Raw genomic sequence first — 24,121 nt, 5'->3', positions numbered from 1 at the left:
GGGGTCGCGCTGCAACGGCTGTCAGGCCAGGGCGTCGGCCAGTCGGTCGCGGAGTTTGACACCTTTGGCGGGGTTCACGGCCTCGACCCAGCCGATCTGGCCCCGGAGGCGGGCGAGGAAGGCGGGGTCGGCGCGGCGGGGGTCTTCGGGGTTTTGGAGGTGGTGGATCGTGGTCTTGATACGGTCGTAGGTCGGGCGCGGGACGTTGACGTGTTGGTTGACCACAAGGCCGGTGACGGTCTGGCGCTGGCCGCGTGATGCGCGGCGGGTCTTGGCGGGGTTGAGGCGGAAGCCTTCGGACTGGGCGATCTCGGGGATGGCGCGGGCGAGGATCGGGGCGATGTGCGGGTCGCCGGAGAAGGTGAGGTCGTCGGCGTAGCGGGTGTAGCGGGCGCCAAGGCGGCGGGCCAGGGCGGAGAGGCGGTCGTCGAAGCGGAAGGCGGCGAGGTTGGCAAGGGCCGGTGAGGTCGGCGCGCCTTGCGGCAGGTGGCGGCCTTTCAGGGGATCGCGGGCCGCGAGGGTGGGGGTCTGCAGGATATCGTGCGGGGTCAGGGCGGTGGTCAGCTGCGCCAGGGCGCGGGCAACGGCTTGCGGGTAGCCCAGGGCGCGGAAGGTGGCGTAGACGCGGGTCCAGGGGATGCCGGGGAAGAAGTCGGCAAGATCGAAGGAGAGGACCACCGCTTCACCAGCGTGTTTCGCCGCCGCATCGATGCAGTTCCTGCCCCTCACAAAGCCATGCGCGGAAGGGTGCGTGGGGACGTGGTCGAGAAGTCCGTGCAGGATGCGGCGCTGCAGGCGTTTCAGGACGGGTTTCGGTTCCTCGATCAGGCGCAGGGTGCCGTCGCGTTTGGGGATCAGGTGGCAGTGGTAGTGGCGGGCGAAGCTGACGGGATTGCGGGCGGAAAGGCTGTGCGGATCGGTGAAGCGGATCAGCTGGTCGGGCTGCAGCGCAAGCCAGTCGGCAAGCTGATCGGGGGTGATGAGGTGGGGGAGGGGCAGGTCGGCCAGCGCGGGGATCGGGCGGAAGGTCGGCGGGGCGAGCCAGGGGTGTGGCAGGTTGGGGGTTTTGCGGGCCTGGGCCAGAAGACGGGCAGCATGTGGGGTCTGCTGCAGGGCACGGGAAATGCGCGAAGGATCGGGCGAGGATTGGCCGGGGAAGGCGGCGCGGAGGTCGCGGGCGATCAGGGCGGGAATGCGAACCCAACTGCGGGGCAGCCGCTGGCGGAGGTGCGCCTCGATGCCGTCCAGGGTCCAGTCGCATTGCGACAGGGATGCGGAGAGCGGCACCAAGACATCACGAAGTCGCATGAAAAGACGCGGCCCAACCTTTCTGCGTCCTGCAGGAGAGGTCCTGGGTGAAGCCCAGTCAGTCTCCTGCGCCGAATGTCACCACTGCACACTGCGACCGGGGAAGCCCCGGCCCACTGGTTTCCCAGCACCTTGAGCCGCGTCTTGCAGGGCATTGTAATGGAAGGGTCTTTGCGGTCAACTGCGCCGCGAGGGATGGAGGGCCGATGCGGCAGGGGTTTCCCATAGCGACGAGGGGCATGGTGATCGGCCTTCTCGGCGGGTCGTTCGATCCGGCGCATGAGGGGCATGTGCTTATCACGCGCGAGGCGTTGAAGCGGATGGGGCTGGATCAGGTCTGGTGGCTGGTGACGCCGGGGAACCCGCTCAAGGCGCGGCAGCCGGCGCCGCTGACCGACCGGTTGGCGCGGGCGCGGGAAGTCATGCGCGACCCAAGGGTGAAGATCACGGCGCTGGAGGAGAAGCTGGGGACGCGGGCGACCTATGACACGATCACCCGGCTGAAGGCCTTGTATCCGGGTGTCACCTTCGTCTGGCTGATGGGGGCGGACAACCTGGTGCAGTTCCATCGTTGGGGGCGCTGGCGGGACATTTTGCGAAGCGTCGCGGTGGGGGTGCTGGCGCGGCCGGGGTCGGGGGTGGCGGCGCGGACCTCGGTTGCCGCAAGGGCGTTCCGGGTGCATCAGGTCGACCGGGGCGAGAATCTGCGCGGGCGGAAGCCTCCGGTCTGGGCCTTCGTGAACCTGCCGATGAGCGATGCGTCCTCGACCGCGATCCGGGCGAAGGGCGGGTGGAAATCGGGACGATAGAATGCTCCTCGTGCGCCTTCGGCTTCTCGTCGCAAGATCACCGACGAGAAGCCGAAGGCGAACGAGGAGGGGCCGGTCAGAGCGGTTTTTCCAGCCAGGTGTCGGCGGGCAGGCCGGTGTAGGGCGCGGTCGTGCGCCAGCCGGTCGCACGATACAGCGCCAGCGCTTCGGTCAGCGCCGAGTTGGTGTCGAGCTTCAGCAGGCCGACGCCCATCGCCCGCGCCTCGTCCTCGATGGCGGTCATCAACCGGCGGGCGAGGCCCTGGCCGCGGGCGCTGTCGTGGACCCAGAGCCGCTTGACCTCGGCGGTCGTCGCATCCAGCGGGCGTAAGGAAACGCAACCGACCGGCAGGTCGTCGGACCAGGCGATCAGGAAGCGGCCCTGCGGCGGGCGGTAGCTGTCGGACTGCGGGTCGGGCAGGCTGAACATGCCCGCCTGCGCGGCGGGAACGCGGGCGACAAGCTCGTCGAAATAGGACTGCAGGCAGAACAGGGCCTCGGGTGCGTCAGGGTCGGCGGGGCGGATCGCCAGCTGGTCGCGGTTCAAGAGCGTGGCGATCAGGTCCATCGCGGCGACGACCTCGGCAGCCCGCGATCCGGCCCGGGCGATGATCCGCGCGGCGCTGTCGCGACCGATGGTGTCGTAGGCGGCCATCTCCTCGCGGCCTGCTTCCGTCAGCCGGGCGATGCGGCGGCGGCGGTCGGCGGGGTCGGTGGCGGTGGTGATCAGCCCCTCACGCTCCAGGCTGCGCAGGAAGCGGCTCATCAGGCCGGAGTCGAGCGCAAGCCGGTCGCGGATCATGGCGACGTCGGTGCCCTCCGGCTGGACGAGTTGCAGCACGCGCGCCATGCCCAGTGGCCGCCCCCGACCAAGGAAGGAGGTGTCGAGCGCCCCCACCTCGCACGTGACGGCGCGGTTGAAGCGGCGGAGGCGGGCGATGGCGTCGAGCATGGTGTCGGACCTTGGTCAGGTATTTTACCGGACATAGGTCAGATAAATCCTGCGTGCAAGCGCGAAGATGCGGCAAGACCTGCTGGTGGAATCGGGGAGGAAGCGGCTATCACGCGATGAAACGAAGGGACGGAACCGATGATTTCGCGGCGGATGATGCTGGCCGGGCTCTTGGCCGGTGCGGCTTTCCCGGCGGTGGCCGAGGTGATGGACAGCTCGCCCCGCCCGGTGGCGCGGGGTGGCAAGGCGGCGGCGCGTCCGGCGGCGGGGCCGCTCGATGCGTCCGACCTGATCGCGGCGGCGAAACTCGGGGCGGCCTCGGTCGCCTATGTGCTGCTGGATGCGCAGAGCGGCGCGGTGCTGGAGGCGCGGGAACCCGACCTCGCCCTGCCACCGGCCAGCGTGGCGAAGGCCGTGACCTCGCTTTTCGCGCTGGAGAAGCTGGGGGCGGGATACCGCTTCGCGACGCGGGTCATCGCGACCGGGTCGGTCACGCAGGGCATGGTGCAGGGCGACATCGTGCTGGCGGGCGGGGGCGACCCGACCTTGCAGACCGACCAGCTGGGCGACCTGGTGGCGCGGCTGGCGAAGGCCGGGCTGAAGGGGGCAACGGGGCGGTTCCTGTATTATGACGGTGCGCTGCCCCGGCTGGACCAGATCGCGGCGGACCAGCCCGAGCATGTCGGCTACAACGCCGCCGTCTCGGGGCTGAACCTGAACTTCAACCGCGCCTATTTCGAATGGAAGAAGGTGGACGGCCAGTGGCGGACCACAGTTGATGCGCGGGGCGAACGATTCCTGCCCGGCGTCGACATGGTGCGGGTGGATGTGGCCAGCCGCGACGTGCCGCTTTTCACCTATGCGCCGGGGCGGGTGGAGGAGTGGACCGTGGCCTCGGCCGCGCTGGGCAAGGGCGGCAGCCGCTGGTTGCCGGTGCGCGACCCCGGCGCCTATGTGGCGGAGGTCTTCCGTACTCTGGCCCGGGCGCAGGGCATAAAGCTGGCGGTGGCCGAGCGGGCGGATGCGGTGCCCTCGGGAGCGGAGATCGGGCGGGTCGAGAGCGAACCCTTGCCCGAAGTGCTGCGCGACATGCTGAAGTTTTCCACCAACCTGACGGCGGAATGCGTGGGGTTGACCGCCTCGGGGCAGGGCTCGCTGGAGGCCTCGGGCAAGGTGCAGTCGGACTGGGTGCGGACGACCTTCGGCGTCGATTTCGATATGCACGACCATTCCGGCCTGGGCGGACGGTCTAGGGTCACGGCGGCGGGGATGGCGAAGGTCCTGGTGCAGGCCGAACGCGAAAAGCGCGGGCTGAAGCCGATCCTGCGCGAGGTCGGGATGAAGGACGACAAGGGCAGCGTCATCAAGGGACACCCGGTGAAGGTGCTGGCGAAGTCGGGGACGCTGAACTTCGTCTCCGGCCTGGCGGGGCATATCGTGCCGCCGACCGGGCGGGAGCTGGTCTTCGCGATCTTCTCGGGTGACCCCGAGCGGCGCGATGCGGTGCCGGTCGCCTTGCGCGAAGAGCCCGAAGGCGTGAAATCCTGGACCGCGCGTGCGCGGCGGTTGCAGGGTCAGCTGATCAACCGCTGGGCCGGGCTCTACGCCTGATATGGCAAGGGGGAAACACTCCCTGCGACGCGTGAACGCGCCCGTTTTGTCCTTCTTGCTTTCCGGGATGGAAATGGCAGTATGCGATTATTGCAATCTGTGGCCAACGATCGAAGGGATTGGACCATGAAGAAAATCATCGCATCGCTGCTCTCGACAACCCTCGCGCTCAGCTCGACCGCCGCAATGGCGGGTGGGCCGGTCGTGGTCGAGGAAGAAGGCCAGCCGGAAGTCGTGGCTGACTCGCCGCGTTCGGGCTGGATCGTTCCGGTCGTGGTCGGCCTGATCGTGCTCTGCGCTGTTGCCTGCGGCAACGACGACCCTCCGGCCGAGTGATCGCCGCCTGATCCGGTACCCGACTGGCCGGGCGTGTCCACAGACCTGCGTGACACGCCCGGCCATTCCATTTCATGCTCCCGGGCACAACCGTCCCTGCGCCGGATGCGTTGCTTTTTCGCCACCTTCCGATGGCTTCCTGTTGTTTTCTGGCAACCTGGATTGCATTCGCGCTGCATCAGCCCTATCCGCCGGACCACAAGACAGGCCCAGAATTCAGAAGGATTGGGATATGAAAAAGTTCGCTGCACCGCTGCTCGCGCTCTCGCTGGCTCTGACCTCGACCGCTGCCCTCGCCGGCGGCCCGGTTGTGGTTGTCGACGAAGGCCAGCCGGCGGTCACCGCTGAAACCCCGCGTTCGGGCTGGATCGTTCCGGTCGTCGTGGGCCTGGTCGTGCTGTGCGCCGTTGCTTGCGGCAACGACGACAACTGAGCTATCGATCCGGGGTTCGCAAGCGCGCGCCCTGATCGGCTGAACGGCAAGGACGCCCGGCGGGATATCCCCCGGGCGTTTCCTTTTGCGCAGGCGTCAGAATCGATCCGGCCGATAGGCCGAAATGTCCAGGCCGGGGCCTTTGCCGGACAGGAGCCCCGCCACGATCCGCGCGGTGACCGGCGCCAGCGTCACGCCGATATGGCCGTGGCCGAAGGCGTGGATCACTTCCGGCCCCCCGGCTGAGGGTCCGATCACCGGCAAGCTGTCAGGGAGCGAGGGGCGGAAGCCCATCCAGTCGCGGTCCGGGGGTCCGAGGTCGGGGAAGAAGGCCCGTGCGCCCTCGACCAGTTTCGCGATGCGGTGGGGCGAGGGGGGCAGGCTCAGCCCGCCAAGCTCCACCGTGCCAGCGACGCGCAGGCGGCCTGCCATCGGGCAGAAGTAGAAGCCGCGCGCGGTGGGGCAGGCGGGGCGGGAGAGGCGCGGTTCGGCCATGTCCCATTCGACATGGTAGCCGCGTTCGGTGTCCAGGGGGATGCGGTCGCCGACCTGCCGGGCCAGCGCGCGGGACTGCGCCCCGGCGGCAATGACCACGCGGCGGGCGTGCAGGTGCAGGCCCCCGTCCTTGCCGCCGCCTTCGATCACCACGCCGTCGGGACCGCGGGTCAGCTTCTCGGCCTTTGCCTGCAGGTGGCGGGCTTTCTGCAGCACCTGCGCCGCGATCAGCCCCATCATCCGGCCCGGATCGTCGAGGAAGGTCGCCCCGGTGAAGAAGGCCGCCCCGGCCTGCGGCGGCAGGTTCGGCTCCAGCTCGGCCAGCCGGTCGGGGCCGATCAGCTCGACCTCCACCCCCAGCGCGCGGCGGCGGTCCAGCTCGGCCTTGGCGGCGGCAAGGGCCTGGGGGGTCTCGTAGAGGTAAAGGCAGCCCCGCCGTTGCAGGATGCCCGCACCCTGGACCCGCAGGGCAAGGTCATCCCAGAGGTCGGCGGCATTGGCGAGGAGCGCGGCGAGCGCGCGGGAATTGCGCTCGGCCTGGGCCGGGAGCGATTGCCAGAGGAAGCGGAGGAGCCAGGGGGCGAGTGACGGCAGCGCGCGGTGGCGGATCGCAAGCGGCGAGGTCTTCGACAGCATCAGCGACGGCAGCGAGCGCAGCACCTCGGGCGTGCCGACCGGGCTGGTTGCATAACCGGCGATGGTGCCTGCGTTGCCGTAGCTTGCGCCCATGCCGGGTTGGCCGGGGTCGACCAATGTGACGTCATGGCCTTGGTCGACCAATTCCAGCGCGATGGCCAGCCCCACCACGCCTGCGCCGATCACGGCGATATCGGTTGTCTCTCGCGTCAGCATGGCTGGTGGCCCGCCCGGATGCCGGGCGGGCCGTGCCCCGTCAGAGGCAGGCCTCGAACAGCGCGCGGGTGTTCTTCTTCGTCATCTTGACCGGGTTGCCGCCACAGGAGGGATCCTCCAGCGCCATCTTGGTCAGCATGTCGAGGTCGGGATCCTTCACCCCCAGCTTCGTCAGGTTCTCCGGGATGTTCAGGGTCTGCCGCAGATCAAGGATGCGCTGGGTGAAGCCCTTGTAGCCGCCCTTGATCCCGCAATAGGCCGCTGCACTGGTCAGCCGGTCCTTCACCGCACGGCGGTTGAAGTCCAGGACCATCGGCATCACGACGGCGTTGGTGGTGCCGTGGTGGGTGTTATAGACCGCGCCGATCGGGTGGCTGAGGGCATGGATCGCGCCAAGGCCCTTCTGGAAGGCCACCGCCCCCATCGCCGCCGCCGACATCATATGCGCGCGGGCATCAAGGTCGTTCGGGTCGGCATAGACTTTCGGGAGGTTCTCGAACACCAGACGCATGCCTTCCAGCGCGATGCCCTGCGACATCGGGTGGTAGAAGGGGCTGCTGTAGGCTTCAAGGCAATGCGCCAGCGCGTCCATGCCGGTGCCGGCGGTGATGAACTTCGGCATGCCCGTGGTGAGCTCGGGGTCGCAGATTGTGACGGCGGGCATCAGCTTCGGGTGGAAGATGATCTTCTTCTTGTGGGTTTCCGAGTTGGTCAACACCCCGGCGCGGCCCACTTCGCTGCCCGTTCCGGCGGTGGTCGGCACCGCGATGATCGGAGCGATCTTGCTGGCGTCCGCCCGTGTCCACCAGTCGTCCACATCCTCCAGCTGCCAGACCTTCAGCTTCTTCGGCTGGTGCGCCATCAGCGCGATCATCTTGCCGAGGTCCAGCGCCGAGCCCCCGCCGAAGCAGATCACCCCGTCATGGCCCCCCGCAAGGTAGACCTCGATCCCGGCGGCCATGTTGATCTCGTTCGGGTTCGGGTCGACGTCCGAGAAGACCGCGCGGCCAAGGCCCCCGGCCTCCAGCACGTCGAGCGCGGCCTTGGTGATCGGCAGGCTGGCCAGTGCCTTGTCGGTGACAAGCAAGGGCTTGGTCAGGCCAATGGATTTGGCATGGTCGGCGAGTTCCGCGATCCGACCGACGCCGAACTTGATCGCGGTGGGGTAGGACCAGTTCCGGTTGGGAACGCTATGGGTCATGATATCAGGCTTTCTTGAGATGGTAGGATTTCGGCCGGGTCACCGAATGGAACCCGAGGTAGCTGAGCGAGGTGCCGCGCCCGGTGTCCTTGACCCCGGTCCAGGTCAGCGCCGGGTCCAGATAGTCGGCCCGGTTCATGAACACGGTCCCGGTCTCCACGCGCTGCCCAAGGGCGGCGGCGGTGTCGTAGTCCTGCGTCCAGATCGAGGCGGTCAGGCCGTAGGGCGAGTCGTTCATCAGCTTCAGGGCTTCCGCGTCGTTCTTGACCGGCATGATGCCGACCACCGGGCCGAAGCTTTCCTCCTTCATCACCCGCATCGAATGGTCGACGTTGATGAGGATCTGCGGGGCAAGGTAGGCACCGCCGTCATCGGCGAAGCGCTTCGGGTCGAGCAGCGGCTTCGCGCCCTTGGCGATGGCCTCTGCGGTCTGGTCGCGCACGGTCTGGGCGAAACGTTTGTGCGCCATCGGCCCGAGGGTGGTGGAGGCGTCGAAGGGATTGCCGAGTTTCAACTGGCCGACCCAGGCGACGGATTTCTCGACGAAGCTGTCGAAGAGACTCTCGTGGACATAAATCCGTTCGATCCCGCAGCAGCATTGCCCGGCATTGTACATCGCGCCGTCCATCAGCACGTCGACGGCGAGGTCCAGGTTCGCGTCCGCGCGGACATAGCCGGGATCCTTGCCCCCCAGTTCCAGCCCCAGCGGCGTGAAGGTGCCCGCAGCGGCGCGTTCAATGGCCTGCCCGCCGCCGACCGAGCCGGTGAAGTTGACGAAGCCGAAGCTGCGCTGCCCGATCAGGCGTTCGGTGGTGGCATGGTCAAGGACGACGTTCTGGAACACATCCTCAGGGATGCCCGCGGCGTGGAAGGCCTCGGCGAGGCGTTCACCCACCAGCAGAGTCTGGCTGGCATGCTTCAGGACCACCGTGTTCCCGGCGATCAGGGCGGGGACGAGGGTGTTGATCGTGGTGAGGTAGGGGTAGTTCCAGGGCGCGATGATGAAGACGACGCCCACGGGTTCGCGGGCGAGGTAGCGGCGGAACTTGTCGCTGTCCTCGATCATTTCGGGCGCAAGGGTCTTGGCCGCGATCTGGGACATGTAGTCGGTGCGGGCGTTCACGCCGCCGAATTCGCCGCCATAGCGGGTGGGGCGGCCCATCTGCCAGGCGATTTCCTCGACCACCACATCGGTCATGGTGTTCAGCTTGGCGACCGCGGCCTTGACCAGCGCGATGCGGTCTTCCAGCGACCGGGCGGCCCAGGCTTTCTGCGCGGCTTTCGCACGGGCGACGACGGCATCGGCGGCATCTGCCGACAGCGGCATCCGCTCGGCATAAACCCGGCCATCGACCGGGGAGATAAGTTGGATAGGTTTCATGTCGTCCTCGTAGGTCGGGGTTCACCCCGACAATTCAACAGAGTCGGGGTGAACCCCGACCTACATTCGCACCGGTCACGCCCGTTCCAGAAGCCGCTCGCGTTCGAAGTCGGTCACGACACGATCGGTCTCGGAAATCTCCCACTGGGCGGCGTGGTGATAGTGGTCGATCACGTCATCCCCGAAGGCCTCGCGCAGCATCTTCGAGCCGTTCATCAGCTCCGCCGCCTCGCGGAGCGTATGCGGAATCTCGCGGATGCCCTTGGCGGCATACATGTCGCCCTTGAGTTCCGGCTCCAGCGCCATCTTCTTCTCGATCCCGTCCAGCCCTGCCGCCAGAAGCGCCGCGCAGGCAAGATAGGGGTTCACGTCGCTGCCCGGAATGCGGCATTCCACCCGCACGGCCTTGCTGTGGACGCCGCAGACCCGGAAGCCCGCTGTCCGGTTGTCGGCGCTCCACACCGCCTTGGTCGGGGCGAACATCCCCACGGTGAAGCGCTTGTAACTGTTGACGTAGGGCGCGAGGAAAGCGGTGATGTCGCGGGCGTGGTGCAGCTGGCCCGCCATGTAATGCTTCATCAGGTCCGACATGCCGTGCTGGTCGTCATGGTCGGCGAAGGATGCCTTGCCATCCTTCGACCACAGGCTCTGGTGGATATGGCTGGATGACCCCGCGCGGCGGTGGTCATACTTGGCCATGAAGGTCACCGACTTGCCCTTGGCCCAGGCGATTTCCTTGATCGCGTTCTTGATGATGACGTGGTTGTCGGCGGTGTCCAAAGCGTCGGAGTATTTGTAGTTGATCTCCTCCTGCCCCGCCTCGGCCTCGCCCTTGGAGTTCTCTACCGGGATGCCCGCGCCATAAAGGCCGTTGCGGACGGCGCGCATCACGTCCTCTTCCTTGGTGGTCTGGAAGACGTGGTAATCCTCGTTGTAGCCGCCGACGGTGCGGAGCGCGTTCAGCCCCCCGTCGCGCAGGTTTTCGTAGCTGTTCTCGAACAGGTAGAACTCCAGCTCGGTCGCCATCATCGGCTCGAAGCCCATCGCGCGGGCGCGTTCCACCTGCCGCTTCAGGATCGAGCGCGGGGCGTGGGGGACGTCGGCGTGCGTTGCATGGTCCTGCGTGTCGCCCAGCACCAAGGCGGTGCCCGGCAGCCAGGGGATGCGGCGCAGGGTGCGAAGGTCGGGCTTCAGCGTGTAGTCGCCATAGCCGGTTTCCCACGACGAAGACTTGTAGCCCTGCACCGTGTTCATCTCCATGTCCACGGTCAGAAGGTAGTTGCAGCAGTGCGTCTCCTCCCAGCCGCCATCGACGAAGAACTGCGCGTGGAAGCGCTTGCCCATCAGGCGGCCCTGCATGTCGATGCCGGCCGCGACCACCGTGTCGATCTCGCCGGATTTCACGGCGGCTTTCAGTTGTTCAAGCGTCATATTGCCGGGCATGGCCGACCTGTCCCTGTTGTTGTGATGATTTGATCATATTTCAGAGGGAAGGGGCGCGCAATCTCTGCGCACCCCCTTTTACTCCGGCCTCAGCTGTAGCGATAGGGCCGTCCGGCCTTGGACATCAGGTCGTTGTATTTCTTGAAGATTTCCACGACCTTTGCCTTGGTTTCCGATTCGGCGGCCACTTCGTCCCAGAACTTGACCGCCGCTGCCTCGACCGTCGCCCATTCGGCATCGGGGATCGAGGTCAATTGCAGCTTGGGCCCGTTCACCCTGAGGTCGGCCTCGCCGCCCCAATACCACCACTGGCGGTAATAGTGCGACTGCTCGAAGCAGACCCGCATCAGCTCTTGCAGGTGCGGCGGGACCTCGTTCCAGCGGTCCTGGTTGGCGAAGAAATGGCCGATCCAGGCACCCGAGATGTTGTTGGTCAGGAAATACTTGGTCACGTCGGCCCAGCCCACCGTGTAGTCCTCGGTGATGCCCGACCAGGCCACGCCGTCGATCTCGCCGGTCTGCAATGCCACCTGCGCGTCCTCGTAGGGCAATTGCACCGGCACCACGCCGAACTGCGCCAGGAACCGGCCGGCAGTGGGGAAGGTATAGACCTTCTTGCCGTTCAGATCGGCCAGCGACTTGATCGGGTCGCGGGTGGCGAAATGGCAGGGGTCCCAGGACCCGGCCGAGACGTGCTGCACCCCCACCTTGGCGTATTCCTCCTTCCAGATCGCATCGAGGCCGTACTGGTTGAACAGCACCGGCACGTCGAGCGAGTAGCGCAGCGCCAGGGGGAAGTAGCCGCCGAACACCGTCACGTCGGTGGGGCTTTGCATCGAATCGTCATCGGATTGCACGGCGTCGATGGTGCCCGCCTGCATCGCCCGGAACAGTTCGGACGTCGGCACCAGCTGGTCGGCGAAGTAGAGCTCGATCTCCATCTGCCCGGCGGCGATCTTGTTGAAGCTGTCGATCGCCGGCTTGCAGACATGCTCGCCGAGCGCCGCGCCGGCATAGGTCTGCATCCGCCACTTGATCGGCGCGGCTTGCGCCCGCACGGCGGGAGCGGCCAGCGCCGCGGCCCCCGCAAGGGCACCGGTCGAAAGAAACTTCCGTCTGGTCGTCGTCATCTTTACCTCCGTTGGGTTGGGGGGACGGTTCGGCCGCCCCTCGGGATCATTGGCCGTAGACCTGATGTGGCAGCCAGAGCGCGATGTCGGGCCAGACCATGATGATGATCAGCGTCAGGATCATCAGTGCCACGATGGGCACGATGGACCGATAGATGTCGGCCAGCGTCACATGGTCCGGCGCCATCGCCCGCATCAGGAACAGGTTATAGCCGAAGGGCGGCGTGATATAGGCGATCTGGCAGGTGATCGTGTACAGCACGCCATACCAGATCAGCGCATCGCCCGGCGCCATCCCGAGGTCGAGCTTCGCCACCAGCGGGATGTAGAGCGGTGCCACGATCACCAGCATCGCCGTGTCGTCCAGGAACATGCCCATGATCAGGAAGGACACCTGCATCAGGATCAGGATGGTCCAGGGCGACAGGCCCAGGTCCTGCAGGAAAAGGTCCTCGATGGCCTTCACCGCGCCCAGCCCGTCGAACACGGCGCCGAAGGCCAGCGCCGCCAGCAGGATCCACATGAACATGCAGCTGACGCCCAGGGTGTTGGTGATGCAGACTTCGAAGACCCGGGCCGACATGCGACCGCGCACCATCGCGACGAGGGTCGAGATGGCCGCCCCGATGACCGAGGACTCGACCAGGCTGGCGTAGCCGTAGATGAACGGCCCCATCATCGCGGCGAAGATCACCAGGGGCAGAAGTCCCGCCGACAACAGGCGGATCTTGTCGGCCCAGGGCACGTTGCGTTCGGCCTTGGCCAGCGGCGGGCCAAGGCTTGGCTTCAGGCCGCAGCGGATGACGACATAGACGATGAAGATGCCGGCCATCAGCAGGCCGGGCAGCACGCCCGCCAGCCACAGCTGCCCGACCGGCTGGCGCGCGATCATGGCGTAAAGCACCAGCACCACCGAGGGCGGCACGAGGATGCCAAGGCTCGACCCGCCCTGGATGATCCCGGTGACCATCACCTTGTCGTAGCCGCGCTTCAGCATCTCGGGCAGCGCAATGGTCGCGCCGATCGCCAGCCCGGCCACCGACAACCCGTTCATCGCCGAGATCAGCACCATCAGAAGGATGGTGCCGATGGCAAGCCCGCCCGGGATCGGCCCGAACCAGACGTGGAACATCCGGTACAGGTCGTCGGCCATGCGGGTTTCCGACATGACATAGCCCATCCAGACGAACATCGGCAGGGTCAGCATCGGATACCAGTTCATCAGCTTGATCGTGCTGGTGAAGGGGATGGCCGATCCGCCTGTGCCCCAGAGCGCGAGGGCCGCCACCGCAGCGACGAAGCCGATCACCGCGAAGACACGCTGTCCGGTCAGCAGCAGGATGACCATCCCGCCGAACATGACCAGGGCGATGTAGTTGTAGTCCATCAGATATCCTCTCCGCGCAGCCGCGCGAGATCGCGGATCAGGAAGGCCAGCGATTGCAGGATCATCAGCACGACGCCGATGCAGATCACGATCTTGATCGGCGCCATGTAGGGCCGCCAGACCGAGCGCGAGCGCTCTGTCACCTCGAAGGAATAGATCGTGCTCTCGATCCCGCCCCAGAGGATGACCGCCAGGAAGAAGATCATCGCGAAGACGGTCACGGCATCGACAGCGGCCTGGGTGCGCGGCGACCAGCGGCCATAAAGCAGGTCCATCCGCACGTTGCTTCCAAGCTGCAGCGAATAGGCGCCGCCCAGGACGAAGTAGCTGACCATCGTGAACTGCGCCATCTCCTGCGTCCACAAGGGCGGGTGGCCGAAAGCCTTGGCGATGATCGACCACAGAAGCACGCCGCCCAGGACGAAGAACAGATACATGGCGAGCCGACCGACAGCATAGTTCACGCCCTCGACGAGGCGGACGAAGCGGATCAGGACATGCGGCATGGCGACGGTGCCCCCTTTTCGCGGCAAGGCACCGCTGCGGCGATTGCTGTGACGGACAGCTTCATCGGCTGATTCATCCCCCTGTTATGGGAGAAGGGTCGGCCGACCTGCCGCATTGTGTCAAGAATTTTCCGCTGACGAAAAAACTGTTACAAACATTCCAGGGATTCGCCGGGCGGCCAGGGGGGTGGATGGATCGGTCACTGACCATTGCGGTCCGGATGCGGGCGAGCCTGGGGGATCTGACCCCGGCCGAACGCCGTGCCGCCACGCATATCCTGTCGCATTTCCCGATGTCGGCGCTGGGATCGATCACCGCGCTGGCCGAGGCGGCCGAGGTCTCCTCGCCCACGATCATGCGGCTGGTCAGGAAGCTGGGCTATCTCGGCTGGTCCGACTACCAGGCCGCGCTGAAGGTCGAGGTGGAGCGCCTGCTGGTCGCACCGCTCAGCCTGCCCGAGGGCGCGCGCGAGCCGCAGGCCCATCCGCTGCAGGGCTTTGCCGCGCAGGTGGTGGCCAATGTCGAGGCGACGCTGGGCCTGATCCCGGCGGCCGATTTCACCGGCGCCGCGGCGCTTCTGGCCGATCCTGCCCGCCGGGTGGCGATCAGCGGCGGGCGGCTGACCCATGCGATGGCCGACTACATGGCCACGCTTCTGCGCGTGCTCCGGCCGGACGTGACCTTCCTGTCGGACCACCTGACCGACTGGCAGCAGGCGCTTCTCGACCTCTGCGCGGGCGATGTGGTGGTGATCTTCGACATCCGCCGGTATGAGGGCAATGCGGTGCATTTCGCCGAGCTTGCAGCCGAGCAGGGGGCCGAGGTGGTTCTGATCACCGACCGCTGGCTGTCCCCCGCCGCCGCCCATGCCCGCTTTACCCTGCCCTGCCAGATCGAGATGCCTGCGGCCTGGGACAGCACCGCCGCCATGCTGGTGGTGGTCGAGGCGCTTCTGGCGCAGGTGCAGGGCCACCTTCCCGACCAGGTGCAGGGCCGGCTAAACCGGCTGGAGGGCTACTTCGCCCGCACCCGCGTGTTCCGCGCGCCGAAGGTGGGGCGGTAGCGGCGTCAATACCCCCGCGCGCGGTCGACGAGGTGGAGGAAGGGCTCCCCGGCCTCGCCCCGCCGGATGTTCTCGGCGATGACGCGCGAGGCGGTGATCGCCCGGGTGTCGGCGGCGATATGGGGGGTGACGGTGACGCGCGGGTGGGTCCAGAACGGATGACCCTGCGGCAGGGGTTCGACCCGGAAGACATCGAGCGTGGCATGGCCGATGTGGCCCGCGTCGAGGGCGGCGAGGAGGGCGTTGTCGTCGATCAGCGGGCCACGGCCGGGGTTCAGGATGACGGCACCTTGCGGCAGCAGGGCCAGCCGGTCGGCGTTCATGAGGTTCTCGGTCTCGGGCGTCTTGGGCAGGAGGGTGACCAGGATCTGCGCGGTGGCGAGGGCTTGGGCGAGCCCGTCCTGCCCGTGCAGGCAGCCGGGCTTCGCGGTGCGGCTCCACCCGGTCACCGGGAAGTTCAGCGCGCGCAGGGCCGTCGCACAGGCCGAGCCGAGGGCACCCATCCCGAGGATCGTCACCGGGCGCTCGCGGGCCAGCGGCGGGCAGGTCGGGTCCCAGACATGACCGGGGTTCACGATGTGGCGGTCCATCCCGAGATGGTGGCGCAGGGTGTGGCCCGTCACCCATTCCACCATGCCTTCGGTCAGGCCGGGGTCGACCATCCGGGTCAGGGGCTGGGTCAGGGTCGGGTTGCCGGTGATCCGCTCCACCCCCGCCCAGAGGTTCAGGACGGCCTTGGTCCGCGTGTAGGGGGTGAAGTCCTGCAGGGGCGAGGAGGGGGCGTAGACGATGTAGTCGACCATCTCCGGCGCGGCCTCGGTGACTAGGGTGGCGTCGATCCCGGCCTCGGCCAGGGCGGCGGGCAGGGCGTCGCGGTATTCCGGCCAGAGCGAGGGGGCGGCGAAGAGGATGGTCGGCATGGGGGCTTTCGGGGACGTGTCCACGGTGGACAGATTTTCGGGGTGAGGGATTTCAACAACTTGGCCGTGGACGTTAGGGATTTGTCAAGGTTTTCCGGCACGCTGCAGGTCCGCGCGGCGACGGAATTTGCGAAAGGGTCTACCACAGCTGAGGTGACCTGAGGGGTGTTAGTCTGCAGGATTTGAGGAGGATCTTGTAGAGGTCATTTGCGCGATTGTTGAAGCGGAATTCGGTCTCCTTGAGGAAGATCGGGAAGGCGTCGCGGCGCAGGCCGTTGAACTTCTGATGGCGGCGTTTGGCGTAGCTCCAGAAGCTCTCGATGCCGTTGATGTGGACGCCTTTCTCGGCAAAGACGGGGTGGTTTGGATCGGCGTATTTGTCGATCCTGTGATGGCGCGAGAAGCCCGCCTCGACCAGGCCGTGATAGGCGGGAAAGCCGTCCGAGGTGATCTCGGCCTGAGGGGTGACCTTGCCCTGCAGGATCGCCGTCAGCGTTGCTTTTGAACAGTTTTTCACGATCTGGCAATGGACCCGCCCACCCCGTTCGAGGATGCCGAAGACGGGGGTCTTCCTGCCCGCCCCACGCCCGCGCTGGCCCCGGACGCGGGCGGGCCCGAAGTAGCTCTCGTCGATCTCGACCTGGCCACGGAAGGGGCAGCCCTCGCGCGCCATCTCGGCCATCCTGAGCCGCAGAAACCGGTAGAGCGCCAGCGTGGTGTTGTGGTGCAGCCCGGTCAGGTCCGCCGCGCGATCCGCCGTGATGTCGAGCGCGAAAAGCCGCAGAAGATCGCGGAACTTGCGCTCCGATATTCTCCCCCGAAACAGATAGCGGTTTTTCTGAGCCATGAGAGCACCTTAGCATACTCTCAGAACCGCTCAGCTGTGGTAGACCCTTGCGAAAATTCCGGCTCGGAGCCTTCAAAGGCTCCGGTCCGATTTCTTTGAAGAAATCGGTGCCTACTGCCCCGCCGTCAGGGCGGCATTGACCGCCAGCGCCAGGATGCAGGTGTTGTAGAAGAACGATGCCACGCCGTGCGCCAGCACCGCCCGGCGCAGGGGGCGGGTCGCGACCACGACATCCGAGACCTGCGCGGTCATCCCGATGGTGAAGCTCGCGTACAGGAAATCCAGGGCGTCCGGATCGCCCTTGCCGGGGAACTGGAAGCCCGGCGCCTTGCCCCGGTAATGCAGGTGGGCATAGTGGAAGGCGACGAGCGTGTGGATCGTCGCCCAGCCAAGGGGCAGGCTGACCAGCGCGGCCAGCCGGGCGGCAAGGCTGCTGGCATCGGCGTTCAGCACCAGGAAGATCGCCGTCACGCTGACCGCCGCCGCCAGCGCGGCGAGGAGGAGGATCAGCACGACGCCTTCGTCATCCTCGGCGGCATGGCGGCGCAACTCCTCGGACCCGGTCGCGCCGATGATCCGGGCGGTAAGCCCAAGGTAGATCACGAAGAACACGTCCGCCGCCGCGAGCACGGCGAAGTCGCGCGCGATCGACAGCGACCAGGCCGCGATGCCCGCCGCAACCCCCAGCGAGAAGGCGATCAGGAACCGGCCGTGGCGGGGGGCGAAGGTCATCTGGGCCTATGGACATGGGCGCTTTGGACAAGGCCGAAGCCCACCAGAAGCACCATCATCGCCGACCCGCCGTAGGACAGCAAGGGCAGCGGCACGCCCACGACCGGCGCCATGCCCATCACCATCGACAGGTTCACCGCGATGTAGAAGAAGAAGTTCGCCGCCACCCCGATGATCAAGAGCGCCGAGAAGCGGTCGCGGTTCTGCCAGGCTGCGACCAGGCAGAAACCCAGGATCAGCGCGTAGAGGCCGAGGAGGGAAAAGGCCCCGATGAAGCCGAATTCCTCGGCCAAAGTGGTGAAGATGAAGTCGGTGTGCTTTTCCGGCAGGAAGTTCAGGCGCGACTGCGTGCCCTGCATGAAGCCCTTGCCGCTCCACCCCCCCGACCCAAGGGCGATCTTGGCCTGGATGATGTTGTAGCCCGCGCCCAGCGGGTCGGCGGCGGGGTCGAGGAAGGTGTCGATCCGCTTGTACTGGTAGTCGTGCAGGAACTGCCAGGGCGTGCCGCGCAGGGTGAAGACGCCGACCACGGCGGCCACCACGATGCCGATCACCGCGCCGAAATACCACAGACTGACCCCGGCGGCGAACATCACCGTGGCCCCGGCCAGAAGCAGCATCAGCGATGTGCCGAGGTTCGGCTGCATCAGCACCAACACGGTGGGGGTGACGATCATCAGCACCGGCAAGAGCACATACAAGGGCCGCGAGACGAGCTTGGGGTCGAGCCAGTCGTAATAGACCGCCAGCAGCATGACGAGGGTGAACTTCATCATCTCGGAGGGTTGCAGGCGGATGAACCCAAGGTCGATCCAGCGCTGCGCGCCCATGCCGACGGTGCCGAAGAATTCCACCACGATCAAGAGCAGGAAGGCGACGATATAGGCCACCCCGGACATCGACCGCCAGAACCAGATCGGCGTCAGGGCCACCATGAACATCAGCACCATGCCGACGCCGAAACGTTCCATCTGCGGCCGCGCCCAGGTGTCCAGGTTGCCGCCCGCGATCGAATAGAGCATCAGGAAGCCGACCGAGGCGACGGCGGTCACCAGCAGGACCAGCGGCCAGTTGAGGTACAGCACCTTGCGCAGCCCGGTGGGGGCGAACTTGACGCGGTATTCCAGGAAGCTCATCGACCCGCCCCCTTCAGGTTTCGGTCTTGACGGGCGGCTGCCCGGTGACGGGGTCGCGGAGCGGCAGTTCCTTCAGCATGGTCTCGATCCGGCCGCGCTGGCTGGCGGGATAGGCCTCCAGCGAGGGCAGCCCGTCGGACATGCAGCGCAGGATCACGTCGCGGGCGATGGGGGCGGCGGCGGTCGATCCGCCGCCGCCGTGTTCCACGACCACCGCCACCGCATAGCGCGGGGCATCGTAGGGGGCGAAGCCGACGAACAGCGCATGGTCGCGCCGGTTCCAGGGCAGGTCGTCGTTCGAGATCACCCCGGCTTCGCGTTCGGCCTTGGAGATGTTGCGGACCTGGCTGGTGCCGGACTTTCCTGCGAAGATCATCGTCGGGTCGACCACGCGACTGGATTTGCCGGTGCCGTGGTCGCCGTTCACCACCGCGTTCATGCCCCCGCGCACGGCGGCAAGGTATTCGGGCGGCACGTCCAGCGGCGGAGCCTCGACGACCGGCAGTTCCTTGTCGTTGATCATCCGCACGAGGCGCGGCACGACGGCCCGCCCCGAGGCGACCCGCGCGGTCATCATCGCCAGCTGCAGGGGCGAGGCCAGCACATAGCCCTGCCCGATCGAGGCGTTGATCGTGTCGCCGATCCGCCATTCCTGCTTGTAGCGCTCCAGCATCCAGGCCTTGTCCGGCATGATGCCGTCCGTCACGGCGGACATGGGCAGGTCGAACTTGTGGCCAAGGCCCATCCTACGGCCCATCTCGGCGATCTTGTCGATGCCGACCTTCTGCGCGACCTCGTAGTAGTAGACGTCGCAGCTTTCGGCGAGGCTGCGCTCCAGCCGGACGGTGCCGTGGCCGCCGCGCTTCCAGCAGTGGAAGCGACGGCCGCCGAATTCGATGTAGCCGGGGCAGCTGACCTTGGTATCGGGCGTGACGACGCCTGCCTCCAGCGCGGCAAGGGCGGTCACCAGCTTGAAGGTCGACCCCGGCGGGTAGGCACCCGAGACGGTCTTGTTGGCCAGCGGTCGGTGGTCGTTCTCGGTCAGGGTCTTGTAGTCGGTGTGGCTGATCCCGCGCACGAAGAGGTTCGGGTCGAAGGAGGGGGCCGAGGCGATGCAGACGATGTCGCCGTTCGTCACGTCGATCACCACGACGGCGGCGCTTTCGCCCCCCAGACGCGCCTGGGCGAAGTTCTGGATGTCGGCGTCGATGGTCAGGCGGATGTCGAGGCCGGGGACACCTTCCTGCCGCTCCAGCTCGCGCATGACGCGACCGGCGGAGTTGACCTCGATCCGCTTGGTGCCCGCCTCGCCGCGCAGGGTGTCTTCCATCCACTTCTCGACGCCGATCTTGCCGATCTGGAATTTCGGGATCTTGAGCAGGGGGTCGGGGTTTTCCAGTCCCTCCAGGTCCTTCTCGCTGACCGGGCCGACGTAGCCGACGACATGGGCGAAATCGGTGTCCAGCGGATAGTGGCGCGACTGGCCGACTTCGGGCACCACGCCGGGCAGCGCGGGAGCGTTCAGCGCGACCTTGGAGAAGTCGGCCCAGGACAGGCGCTCGGCCACGGTGACGGGCACGAAGGCTGAAAGCGAGTTCACCTCGTCGATGGACTGCTGCATCTCTTCGGCGGTCATCGGGATGATGCTGGCAAGCCGCCGCATCACCAGATCGACATCGCCTGCCGCCTCGCGCGTGATGACGACGCGGTAGTTCTGTTCGTTCCCTGCGATCACCTTGCCGTTGCGGTCCTGGATCAGGCCCCTGACGGGCGGGATCAGGCGGATGTTGATCCGGTTCTCCTCGGCCAGAAGCTTGAATTCGTCGGCCTGGTCGACCTGCAGGTAGCGCATCCTTGCGCCAAGGACAGCGATCATCGCCCCCATCGCGCCGCCCAGCATGAGGGTGCGGCGGTTGAGGCGCTGGTTCGATTCCTCGCTGTCGCGGGCGGTGCGTCTCACAGCCGTCTCCCGAAACTGTCAACCTCGCCGGTGGCGGGTTTGCGCAGGTCGAGCGCCAGCCGCGACAGGCCCACGACCACCGGATAGACCGCGATCGACCACAGGACCTGCACGATGGCAAAGCCGAACGGGGCTTGCGGCACGAAGGCGAGGCCCAGGGTCAGGCGGTAGATCAGCATCATGCCCAGCATCAGCCCCGACACCAAGAGCCATTCGACCACGAAGCTCAACTCTCGCGTAAGCGTGACCCGGCCGCGCAGGAATTCGGTCGCCAGGATCACGATGTCGGTCCAGAGGCCCGGCGGGCGCATCAGGATCAGGTCCTCGGCGAGGATGACGAACAGGATCAGCGGCATCGGCAGGAAATCGGGACGGCGCACGATCCAGGCCATGATCACGCAGATCAGGAGGTCGGGGCCGGGCAGGGCGCCGGGGGCGCTGCCGAGCGGCAGCAGCCGGATGAAGAGGAGAAGCAGCGCGATGGCCAGAAAAAGCGCGCGGAAGATCCAGTGCTCCTGGCGCCAGAACTCAGTCATTCGGCACCTCCGGCCCGGACGGGCCCTCGGCGGCGCCGGAGCCGGCTTCCTCGACATTGCCGCCCTCGGTCGGCGAGGGCTGGGCGGCGGCGGCGGCCTCGGCGGCCTCGGTCGAGGTGTCGGGGACGGGCTGGGTCGCGGGCGGGGCGACCAGGCTGCCGGGGTCGGTGATCGGTTGCAGGTCGTGGCTGCGGAGCACGCGCAGGAATTCCAGCCGCTGATAGTCCGCCGCCAGCACCACGCGCAGCCGCTTGTCCGTCCCCAGTGCCACCTGGCCCACCAGAAGCCCCGCCGGGAACACCCCGCCATCGCCGGAGGTGACCACCCGGTCGCCGGGGCGGACCTCGTCGCTGTCCTCGATGAATTCCAAGGGCGGCAGGGGCGAGTTGTCGCCGCTGAGAAGCGCCTTCTGCCCCGAGGGCTGGATCGTCACCGGGATGCGGCTGTTGGAATCCGTCACCAGGATCACCCGGCTGGTGCGTTCCCCCACGCCCGAGATGCGCCCCACCAGCCCGATCCCGTCCATCGTCGCCCAGCCGTCCCGGATGCCGTCCCGCGCGCCGACGTTCAACAGGACCGACTGCCGGAAGGGACTGCCGCTGTCGGCCATCACCACGCCCGTCACATGGGTCAGCTTCGGGTCGAGCCGCACCTTGTTCAAATCCAGAAGCCGTGCGTTCTTCTGTTCCAACTGCAGCGCGGCCTCTTTCCAGGCCTTCATCTGCTGAAGCTCGCGTTTAAGCTCCTGGTTCTGCTCGTAGATCCGGGTATAGGACTGGAAATCATCCACCATCCCCGCGACCATCGTCACCGGCTTCATCGCCCAGTCGAAATTCGGCACCACCGCGTCGATCAGCGCCGCGCGGAAGCGTTCGACGCGGGGGCTGTCGATCCGCCACAGGATGAATATCGCGAACAGCACCAGCACCGCCAGCCAGACCAGAAGTCGGCGCAGCGGGCGGGAATACTCCTCGGGGGCGGTGCGGTTCCTGGCCACGGGTCAGCCTTCCATCGCCGCTGGATCGGCTCAGGTATCGTAGTCGATCACATGCCGAAGCTGCTTCTCGTATTCCAGCGCTTTCCCGGTGCCGAGGGCAACACAATTCAGTGACTCGTTGGCCACCGAGATCGACAGGCCCGTCTGCTCGCGCAAGGACAGGTCCAGCTCGCCCAGAAGCGCGCCGCCCCCGGTCAGCATCACGCCCCGGTCGACGATGTCCGCGGCCAGATCGGGCGGGGTGGCTTCCAGGGCCTGCATCACCGCGTCGCAGATCTGCTGCACGGGTTCGGCCAAAGCTTCGGCCACCTGGGCCTGATTGATCTCGGTTTCCTTCGGGACGCCGTTCAGAAGGTCGCGGCCCCGGATGGTCATGCTCGACCCGCGCCCGTCGTCGGGCATCCGCGCGGTGCCGATCGAGGTCTTGATCCGCTCCGCCGTGGATTCCCCGATCAGCAGGTTCTGGTGACGGCGGAGATAGTTGACGATGGCCTCGTCCATCCGGTCGCCGCCGACGCGGACCGAGCGGGCATAGACGATGTCACCAAGCGACAGGACCGCGACTTCCGTGGTGCCGCCGCCGATGTCGACCACCATGTTGCCGGTCGGTTCGGTGATCGGCATCCCCGCCCCGATGGCCGCCGCGATGGGTTCCGCGATCAGGCCCGCGCGCTTGGCGCCCGCCGACAGCACCGACTGCCGGATGGCACGCTTCTCCACCGGGGTCGCGCCATGCGGCACGCAGACGATGATCTTGGGCTTCGAGATGGTGGACCGTTTGTGAACCTTGCGGATGAAATGCTTGATCATCTCTTCCGCCGCCTCGAAATCGGCGATCACCCCGTCGCGCATCGGGCGGATCGCCTCGATGGTGCCGGGGGTGCGGCCGAGCATCAGCTTGGCATCCTCGCCCACCGCAAGGACCTGCTTCTTGCCGTCCTTGTTGTGATAGGCCACCACCGAAGGCTCGTTCAGCACGATGCCCTTGCCCCGGATATAGACCAGCGTGTTCGCGGTCCCGAGGTCGATGGCCATGTCCGACGAGAAGAGGCCGGGGATAAGCGACATGTGCAGTCCTTTGGTGGTCGATGGGGCAAGCAATGGTTTTGGCCCCGACTCGGGGCTTCCGACGGGGCGCTACCATATAGAAGCATGGGGATTTGAGCGAAAGCCCCGCTGGCCGGTATCCGCTCACTTCGCCGTGCTTGCAGAAATGCGATCTATTGGCGCAGACTCTTGGCCGGATTTTGCAGCATCCTTGCACTATTGCGATATGCTAGCCTGAAGGCGATCTGGAGAGGGCAACGGCGATGGCAGGCGTGGCGGGGCGCGTGGCGCTGGTGACGGGGGCGGGCAGCCCCGGGGGAATCGGTTTTGCCATCGCCCGGGCGCTGGTTGCCGGGGGTGCGCGGGTGGCGGTGACCTCCGCCTCGGCGCGCGTCCATGACCGGGGGCGAGAGCTTGGCTGCCTGTCCGAAATCGCCGACCTGACCGACCCGGCGCAGGTTGCGGGCCTCTTCGCGGCGGTGGAGGCGGCGCTGGGGCCGGTCGAAATCCTGGTGAACAATGCGGGCATGGTGCAAAGCGGCCGGAAGGTGAAGCCCGGCAAGCTGGGCGGGACTTCGGATGCCTCCTGGGCGCACCAGATGGCGATCAACCTGGACACCACCTTCCACTGCTGCCGCGCCGCCCTGGCCGGCATGGAAGCCCGCGGGCAGGGCCGGATCGTCAACATCGCCTCGGTCACCGGGCCGGTCGTGACCTATTCCGGCGGGGCGCCCTATGCCGCCGCCAAGGCCGCGATCACCGGGCTGACCCGCACCGTCGCGGTGGAATATGGCGCGAGCGGGGTGACCTGCAACGCGGTGCTGCCCGGCTGGATCGCCACCGACAGCGCCAGCCCGCGTGAGCTGCGCGCGGGCAGGGCCACGCCTCTGGGCCGTCCCGGTCGCCCCGAGGAGGTAGCCGCCTGCGCCCTCTTCCTCGCCTCGGACGAAGCGTCCTATGTCACCGGGGCGATGCTGGTGGTGGACGGCGGCAATACACTGCAGGAGATCAAGGGGGCGTGAGCCTGGGGGCCGTCGC

The 24,121-nt window shown here is 66.9% G+C and carries 23 protein-coding genes; 6 read left to right on the top strand and 17 right to left on the bottom strand.

Features of this window, described 5'->3' with window-relative positions:
• Positions 1 to 21 precede the first annotated feature (21 nt).
• Positions 22 to 1,308: a reverse transcriptase family protein gene (locus tag ACE3P6_RS19545; protein WP_374398102.1), complete on the bottom strand. Its 1,287-nt coding sequence runs from the start codon at positions 1,306 to 1,308 to the stop codon at positions 22 to 24.
• A gap of 206 nt (positions 1,309 to 1,514) precedes the next feature.
• Here ACE3P6_RS19545 and ACE3P6_RS19540 point away from each other — a divergent pair, with 206 nt between their 5' ends.
• Positions 1,515 to 2,117, top strand: a complete 603-nt coding sequence (locus ACE3P6_RS19540) for a nicotinate-nucleotide adenylyltransferase (RefSeq protein WP_374398101.1) — start codon at positions 1,515 to 1,517, stop codon at positions 2,115 to 2,117.
• Positions 2,118 to 2,193: 76 nt separating this feature from the next.
• On the opposite strand, the gene ACE3P6_RS19535 is transcribed toward ACE3P6_RS19540, so the two are convergent.
• Positions 2,194 to 3,069: a GNAT family N-acetyltransferase gene (locus tag ACE3P6_RS19535; protein ID WP_374398100.1), complete on the bottom strand. Its 876-nt coding sequence runs from the start codon at positions 3,067 to 3,069 to the stop codon at positions 2,194 to 2,196.
• 138 nt (positions 3,070 to 3,207) lie between these two features.
• On the opposite strand from ACE3P6_RS19535, the gene dacB reads away from it, so the two are divergent.
• The 3 genes from dacB to ACE3P6_RS19520 all read left to right on the top strand — a co-directional run bounded on the left by dacB (position 3,208) and on the right by ACE3P6_RS19520 (position 5,449).
• Positions 3,208 to 4,680: a D-alanyl-D-alanine carboxypeptidase/D-alanyl-D-alanine-endopeptidase gene (gene dacB, locus ACE3P6_RS19530; RefSeq protein ID WP_374398099.1), complete on the top strand. Its 1,473-nt coding sequence runs from the start codon at positions 3,208 to 3,210 to the stop codon at positions 4,678 to 4,680.
• A gap of 126 nt (positions 4,681 to 4,806) precedes the next feature.
• The gene (locus tag ACE3P6_RS19525) at positions 4,807 to 5,016 is read left to right on the top strand and encodes a hypothetical protein (RefSeq protein ID WP_374371233.1); all 210 of its coding nucleotides are present in this window, start codon (positions 4,807 to 4,809) and stop codon (positions 5,014 to 5,016) included.
• Positions 5,017 to 5,248: 232 nt separating this feature from the next.
• Positions 5,249 to 5,449 (top strand): hypothetical protein, encoded by a 201-nt coding sequence (locus ACE3P6_RS19520; RefSeq protein ID WP_374398098.1) that lies wholly within the window; start codon positions 5,249 to 5,251, stop codon positions 5,447 to 5,449.
• A 96-nt stretch (positions 5,450 to 5,545) separates the two neighbouring features.
• On the opposite strand, the gene ACE3P6_RS19515 is transcribed toward ACE3P6_RS19520, so the two are convergent.
• The 7 genes from ACE3P6_RS19515 to ACE3P6_RS19485 form a co-directional block, all read right to left on the bottom strand.
• The gene (locus ACE3P6_RS19515) at positions 5,546 to 6,796 is read right to left on the bottom strand and encodes an NAD(P)/FAD-dependent oxidoreductase (protein ID WP_374398097.1); all 1,251 of its coding nucleotides are present in this window, start codon (positions 6,794 to 6,796) and stop codon (positions 5,546 to 5,548) included.
• Between the two features lie 40 nt (positions 6,797 to 6,836).
• Positions 6,837 to 7,997, bottom strand: a complete 1,161-nt coding sequence (locus ACE3P6_RS19510) for an iron-containing alcohol dehydrogenase (protein ID WP_374398096.1) — start codon at positions 7,995 to 7,997, stop codon at positions 6,837 to 6,839.
• A gap of 4 nt (positions 7,998 to 8,001) precedes the next feature.
• Positions 8,002 to 9,378, bottom strand: coding sequence for an aldehyde dehydrogenase family protein (locus ACE3P6_RS19505; protein ID WP_374398095.1), 1,377 nt, complete (start codon positions 9,376 to 9,378; stop codon positions 8,002 to 8,004).
• Between the two features lie 75 nt (positions 9,379 to 9,453).
• A complete protein-coding gene (locus tag ACE3P6_RS19500) occupies positions 9,454 to 10,821 on the bottom strand; it encodes a glutamine synthetase family protein (RefSeq protein WP_374398094.1) in 1,368 nt (455 codons plus the stop codon).
• Between the two features lie 89 nt (positions 10,822 to 10,910).
• A complete protein-coding gene (locus ACE3P6_RS19495; protein WP_374371244.1) occupies positions 10,911 to 11,951 on the bottom strand; it encodes a TRAP transporter substrate-binding protein in 1,041 nt (346 codons plus the stop codon).
• A 46-nt stretch (positions 11,952 to 11,997) separates the two neighbouring features.
• Entirely contained in the window at positions 11,998 to 13,338 is a 1,341-nt protein-coding gene (locus ACE3P6_RS19490) for a TRAP transporter large permease subunit (protein WP_374398093.1), read from the bottom strand.
• Positions 13,338 to 13,844: a TRAP transporter small permease subunit gene (locus ACE3P6_RS19485; protein ID WP_374398092.1), complete on the bottom strand. Its 507-nt coding sequence runs from the start codon at positions 13,842 to 13,844 to the stop codon at positions 13,338 to 13,340. The genes ACE3P6_RS19490 and ACE3P6_RS19485 overlap by 1 nt, the downstream gene beginning before the upstream one ends.
• 191 nt (positions 13,845 to 14,035) lie before the next feature.
• Here ACE3P6_RS19485 and ACE3P6_RS19480 point away from each other — a divergent pair, with 191 nt between their 5' ends.
• A complete protein-coding gene (locus tag ACE3P6_RS19480) occupies positions 14,036 to 14,908 on the top strand; it encodes a MurR/RpiR family transcriptional regulator (RefSeq protein ID WP_374398091.1) in 873 nt (290 codons plus the stop codon).
• Positions 14,909 to 14,913: 5 nt separating this feature from the next.
• Here ACE3P6_RS19480 and ACE3P6_RS19475 read toward each other — a convergent pair whose 3' ends face one another.
• The 8 genes from ACE3P6_RS19475 to ACE3P6_RS19440 all read right to left on the bottom strand — a co-directional run bounded on the left by ACE3P6_RS19475 (position 14,914) and on the right by ACE3P6_RS19440 (position 23,104).
• A complete protein-coding gene (locus ACE3P6_RS19475) occupies positions 14,914 to 15,828 on the bottom strand; it encodes a 2-hydroxyacid dehydrogenase (protein ID WP_374398090.1) in 915 nt (304 codons plus the stop codon).
• A 139-nt stretch (positions 15,829 to 15,967) separates the two neighbouring features.
• Positions 15,968 to 16,675 (bottom strand): IS1595 family transposase, encoded by a 708-nt coding sequence (locus ACE3P6_RS19470; protein WP_374398089.1) that lies wholly within the window; start codon positions 16,673 to 16,675, stop codon positions 15,968 to 15,970.
• Between the two features lie 111 nt (positions 16,676 to 16,786).
• A complete protein-coding gene (locus tag ACE3P6_RS19465; RefSeq protein WP_374398088.1) occupies positions 16,787 to 17,407 on the bottom strand; it encodes a DUF1345 domain-containing protein in 621 nt (206 codons plus the stop codon).
• Positions 17,404 to 18,543 carry a rod shape-determining protein RodA gene (rodA, locus tag ACE3P6_RS19460; protein ID WP_374371256.1) on the bottom strand — a complete coding sequence of 380 codons (1,140 nt, stop codon included), beginning with the start codon at positions 18,541 to 18,543 and terminating at the stop codon, positions 17,404 to 17,406. Before rodA ends, ACE3P6_RS19465 begins: the two co-directional genes overlap by 4 nt.
• Before the next feature lie 13 nt (positions 18,544 to 18,556).
• The gene (mrdA, locus tag ACE3P6_RS19455; protein ID WP_374398087.1) at positions 18,557 to 20,503 is read right to left on the bottom strand and encodes a penicillin-binding protein 2; all 1,947 of its coding nucleotides are present in this window, start codon (positions 20,501 to 20,503) and stop codon (positions 18,557 to 18,559) included.
• Complete coding sequence (locus tag ACE3P6_RS19450; protein WP_374398086.1) at positions 20,500 to 21,039, bottom strand: rod shape-determining protein MreD; 540 nt, start codon at positions 21,037 to 21,039, stop codon at positions 20,500 to 20,502. Before ACE3P6_RS19450 ends, mrdA begins: the two co-directional genes overlap by 4 nt.
• The gene (gene mreC, locus ACE3P6_RS19445) at positions 21,032 to 22,036 is read right to left on the bottom strand and encodes a rod shape-determining protein MreC (RefSeq protein ID WP_374398085.1); all 1,005 of its coding nucleotides are present in this window, start codon (positions 22,034 to 22,036) and stop codon (positions 21,032 to 21,034) included. Before mreC ends, ACE3P6_RS19450 begins: the two co-directional genes overlap by 8 nt.
• 30 nt (positions 22,037 to 22,066) lie before the next feature.
• Positions 22,067 to 23,104: a rod shape-determining protein gene (locus tag ACE3P6_RS19440; RefSeq protein WP_294983864.1), complete on the bottom strand. Its 1,038-nt coding sequence runs from the start codon at positions 23,102 to 23,104 to the stop codon at positions 22,067 to 22,069.
• Positions 23,105 to 23,346: 242 nt separating this feature from the next.
• Here ACE3P6_RS19440 and ACE3P6_RS19435 point away from each other — a divergent pair, with 242 nt between their 5' ends.
• Complete coding sequence (locus ACE3P6_RS19435; RefSeq protein ID WP_374398084.1) at positions 23,347 to 24,105, top strand: SDR family NAD(P)-dependent oxidoreductase; 759 nt, start codon at positions 23,347 to 23,349, stop codon at positions 24,103 to 24,105.
• Positions 24,106 to 24,121: the final 16 nt, after the last annotated feature.

Origin of the sequence: Tabrizicola sp., from assembly GCF_041911175.1 — a bacterium.
Taxonomy (GTDB): domain Bacteria; phylum Pseudomonadota; class Alphaproteobacteria; order Rhodobacterales; family Rhodobacteraceae; genus Tabrizicola.
Note: the sequence above shows the minus strand (reverse complement) of the source record. Positions and strands in the feature narration are given on the sequence as shown.

Bases quoted from the DNA above. Each gene is read 5' to 3' on its own strand.
- ACE3P6_RS19545 (WP_374398102.1), bottom strand. From the start codon at position 1,308: ATGCGACTTCGTGATGTCTTGGTGCCGCTCTCCGCATCCCTGTCGCAA.
- ACE3P6_RS19540 (WP_374398101.1), top strand. From the start codon at position 1,515: ATGCGGCAGGGGTTTCCCATAGCGACGAGGGGCATGGTGATCGGCCTT.
- ACE3P6_RS19535 (WP_374398100.1), bottom strand. From the start codon at position 3,069: ATGCTCGACGCCATCGCCCGCCTCCGCCGCTTCAACCGCGCCGTCACG.
- dacB (WP_374398099.1), top strand. From the start codon at position 3,208: ATGATTTCGCGGCGGATGATGCTGGCCGGGCTCTTGGCCGGTGCGGCT.
- ACE3P6_RS19525 (WP_374371233.1), top strand. From the start codon at position 4,807: ATGAAGAAAATCATCGCATCGCTGCTCTCGACAACCCTCGCGCTCAGC.
- ACE3P6_RS19520 (WP_374398098.1), top strand. From the start codon at position 5,249: ATGAAAAAGTTCGCTGCACCGCTGCTCGCGCTCTCGCTGGCTCTGACC.
- ACE3P6_RS19515 (WP_374398097.1), bottom strand. From the start codon at position 6,796: ATGCTGACGCGAGAGACAACCGATATCGCCGTGATCGGCGCAGGCGTG.
- ACE3P6_RS19510 (WP_374398096.1), bottom strand. From the start codon at position 7,997: ATGACCCATAGCGTTCCCAACCGGAACTGGTCCTACCCCACCGCGATC.
- ACE3P6_RS19505 (WP_374398095.1), bottom strand. From the start codon at position 9,378: ATGAAACCTATCCAACTTATCTCCCCGGTCGATGGCCGGGTTTATGCC.
- ACE3P6_RS19500 (WP_374398094.1), bottom strand. From the start codon at position 10,821: ATGCCCGGCAATATGACGCTTGAACAACTGAAAGCCGCCGTGAAATCC.
- ACE3P6_RS19495 (WP_374371244.1), bottom strand. From the start codon at position 11,951: ATGACGACGACCAGACGGAAGTTTCTTTCGACCGGTGCCCTTGCGGGG.
- ACE3P6_RS19490 (WP_374398093.1), bottom strand. From the start codon at position 13,338: ATGGACTACAACTACATCGCCCTGGTCATGTTCGGCGGGATGGTCATC.
- ACE3P6_RS19485 (WP_374398092.1), bottom strand. From the start codon at position 13,844: ATGCCGCATGTCCTGATCCGCTTCGTCCGCCTCGTCGAGGGCGTGAAC.
- ACE3P6_RS19480 (WP_374398091.1), top strand. From the start codon at position 14,036: ATGGATCGGTCACTGACCATTGCGGTCCGGATGCGGGCGAGCCTGGGG.
- ACE3P6_RS19475 (WP_374398090.1), bottom strand. From the start codon at position 15,828: ATGCCGACCATCCTCTTCGCCGCCCCCTCGCTCTGGCCGGAATACCGC.
- ACE3P6_RS19470 (WP_374398089.1), bottom strand. From the start codon at position 16,675: ATGGCTCAGAAAAACCGCTATCTGTTTCGGGGGAGAATATCGGAGCGC.
- ACE3P6_RS19465 (WP_374398088.1), bottom strand. From the start codon at position 17,407: ATGACCTTCGCCCCCCGCCACGGCCGGTTCCTGATCGCCTTCTCGCTG.
- rodA (WP_374371256.1), bottom strand. From the start codon at position 18,543: ATGAGCTTCCTGGAATACCGCGTCAAGTTCGCCCCCACCGGGCTGCGC.
- ACE3P6_RS19450 (WP_374398086.1), bottom strand. From the start codon at position 21,039: ATGACTGAGTTCTGGCGCCAGGAGCACTGGATCTTCCGCGCGCTTTTT.
- ACE3P6_RS19440 (WP_294983864.1), bottom strand. From the start codon at position 23,104: ATGTCGCTTATCCCCGGCCTCTTCTCGTCGGACATGGCCATCGACCTC.
- ACE3P6_RS19435 (WP_374398084.1), top strand. From the start codon at position 23,347: ATGGCAGGCGTGGCGGGGCGCGTGGCGCTGGTGACGGGGGCGGGCAGC.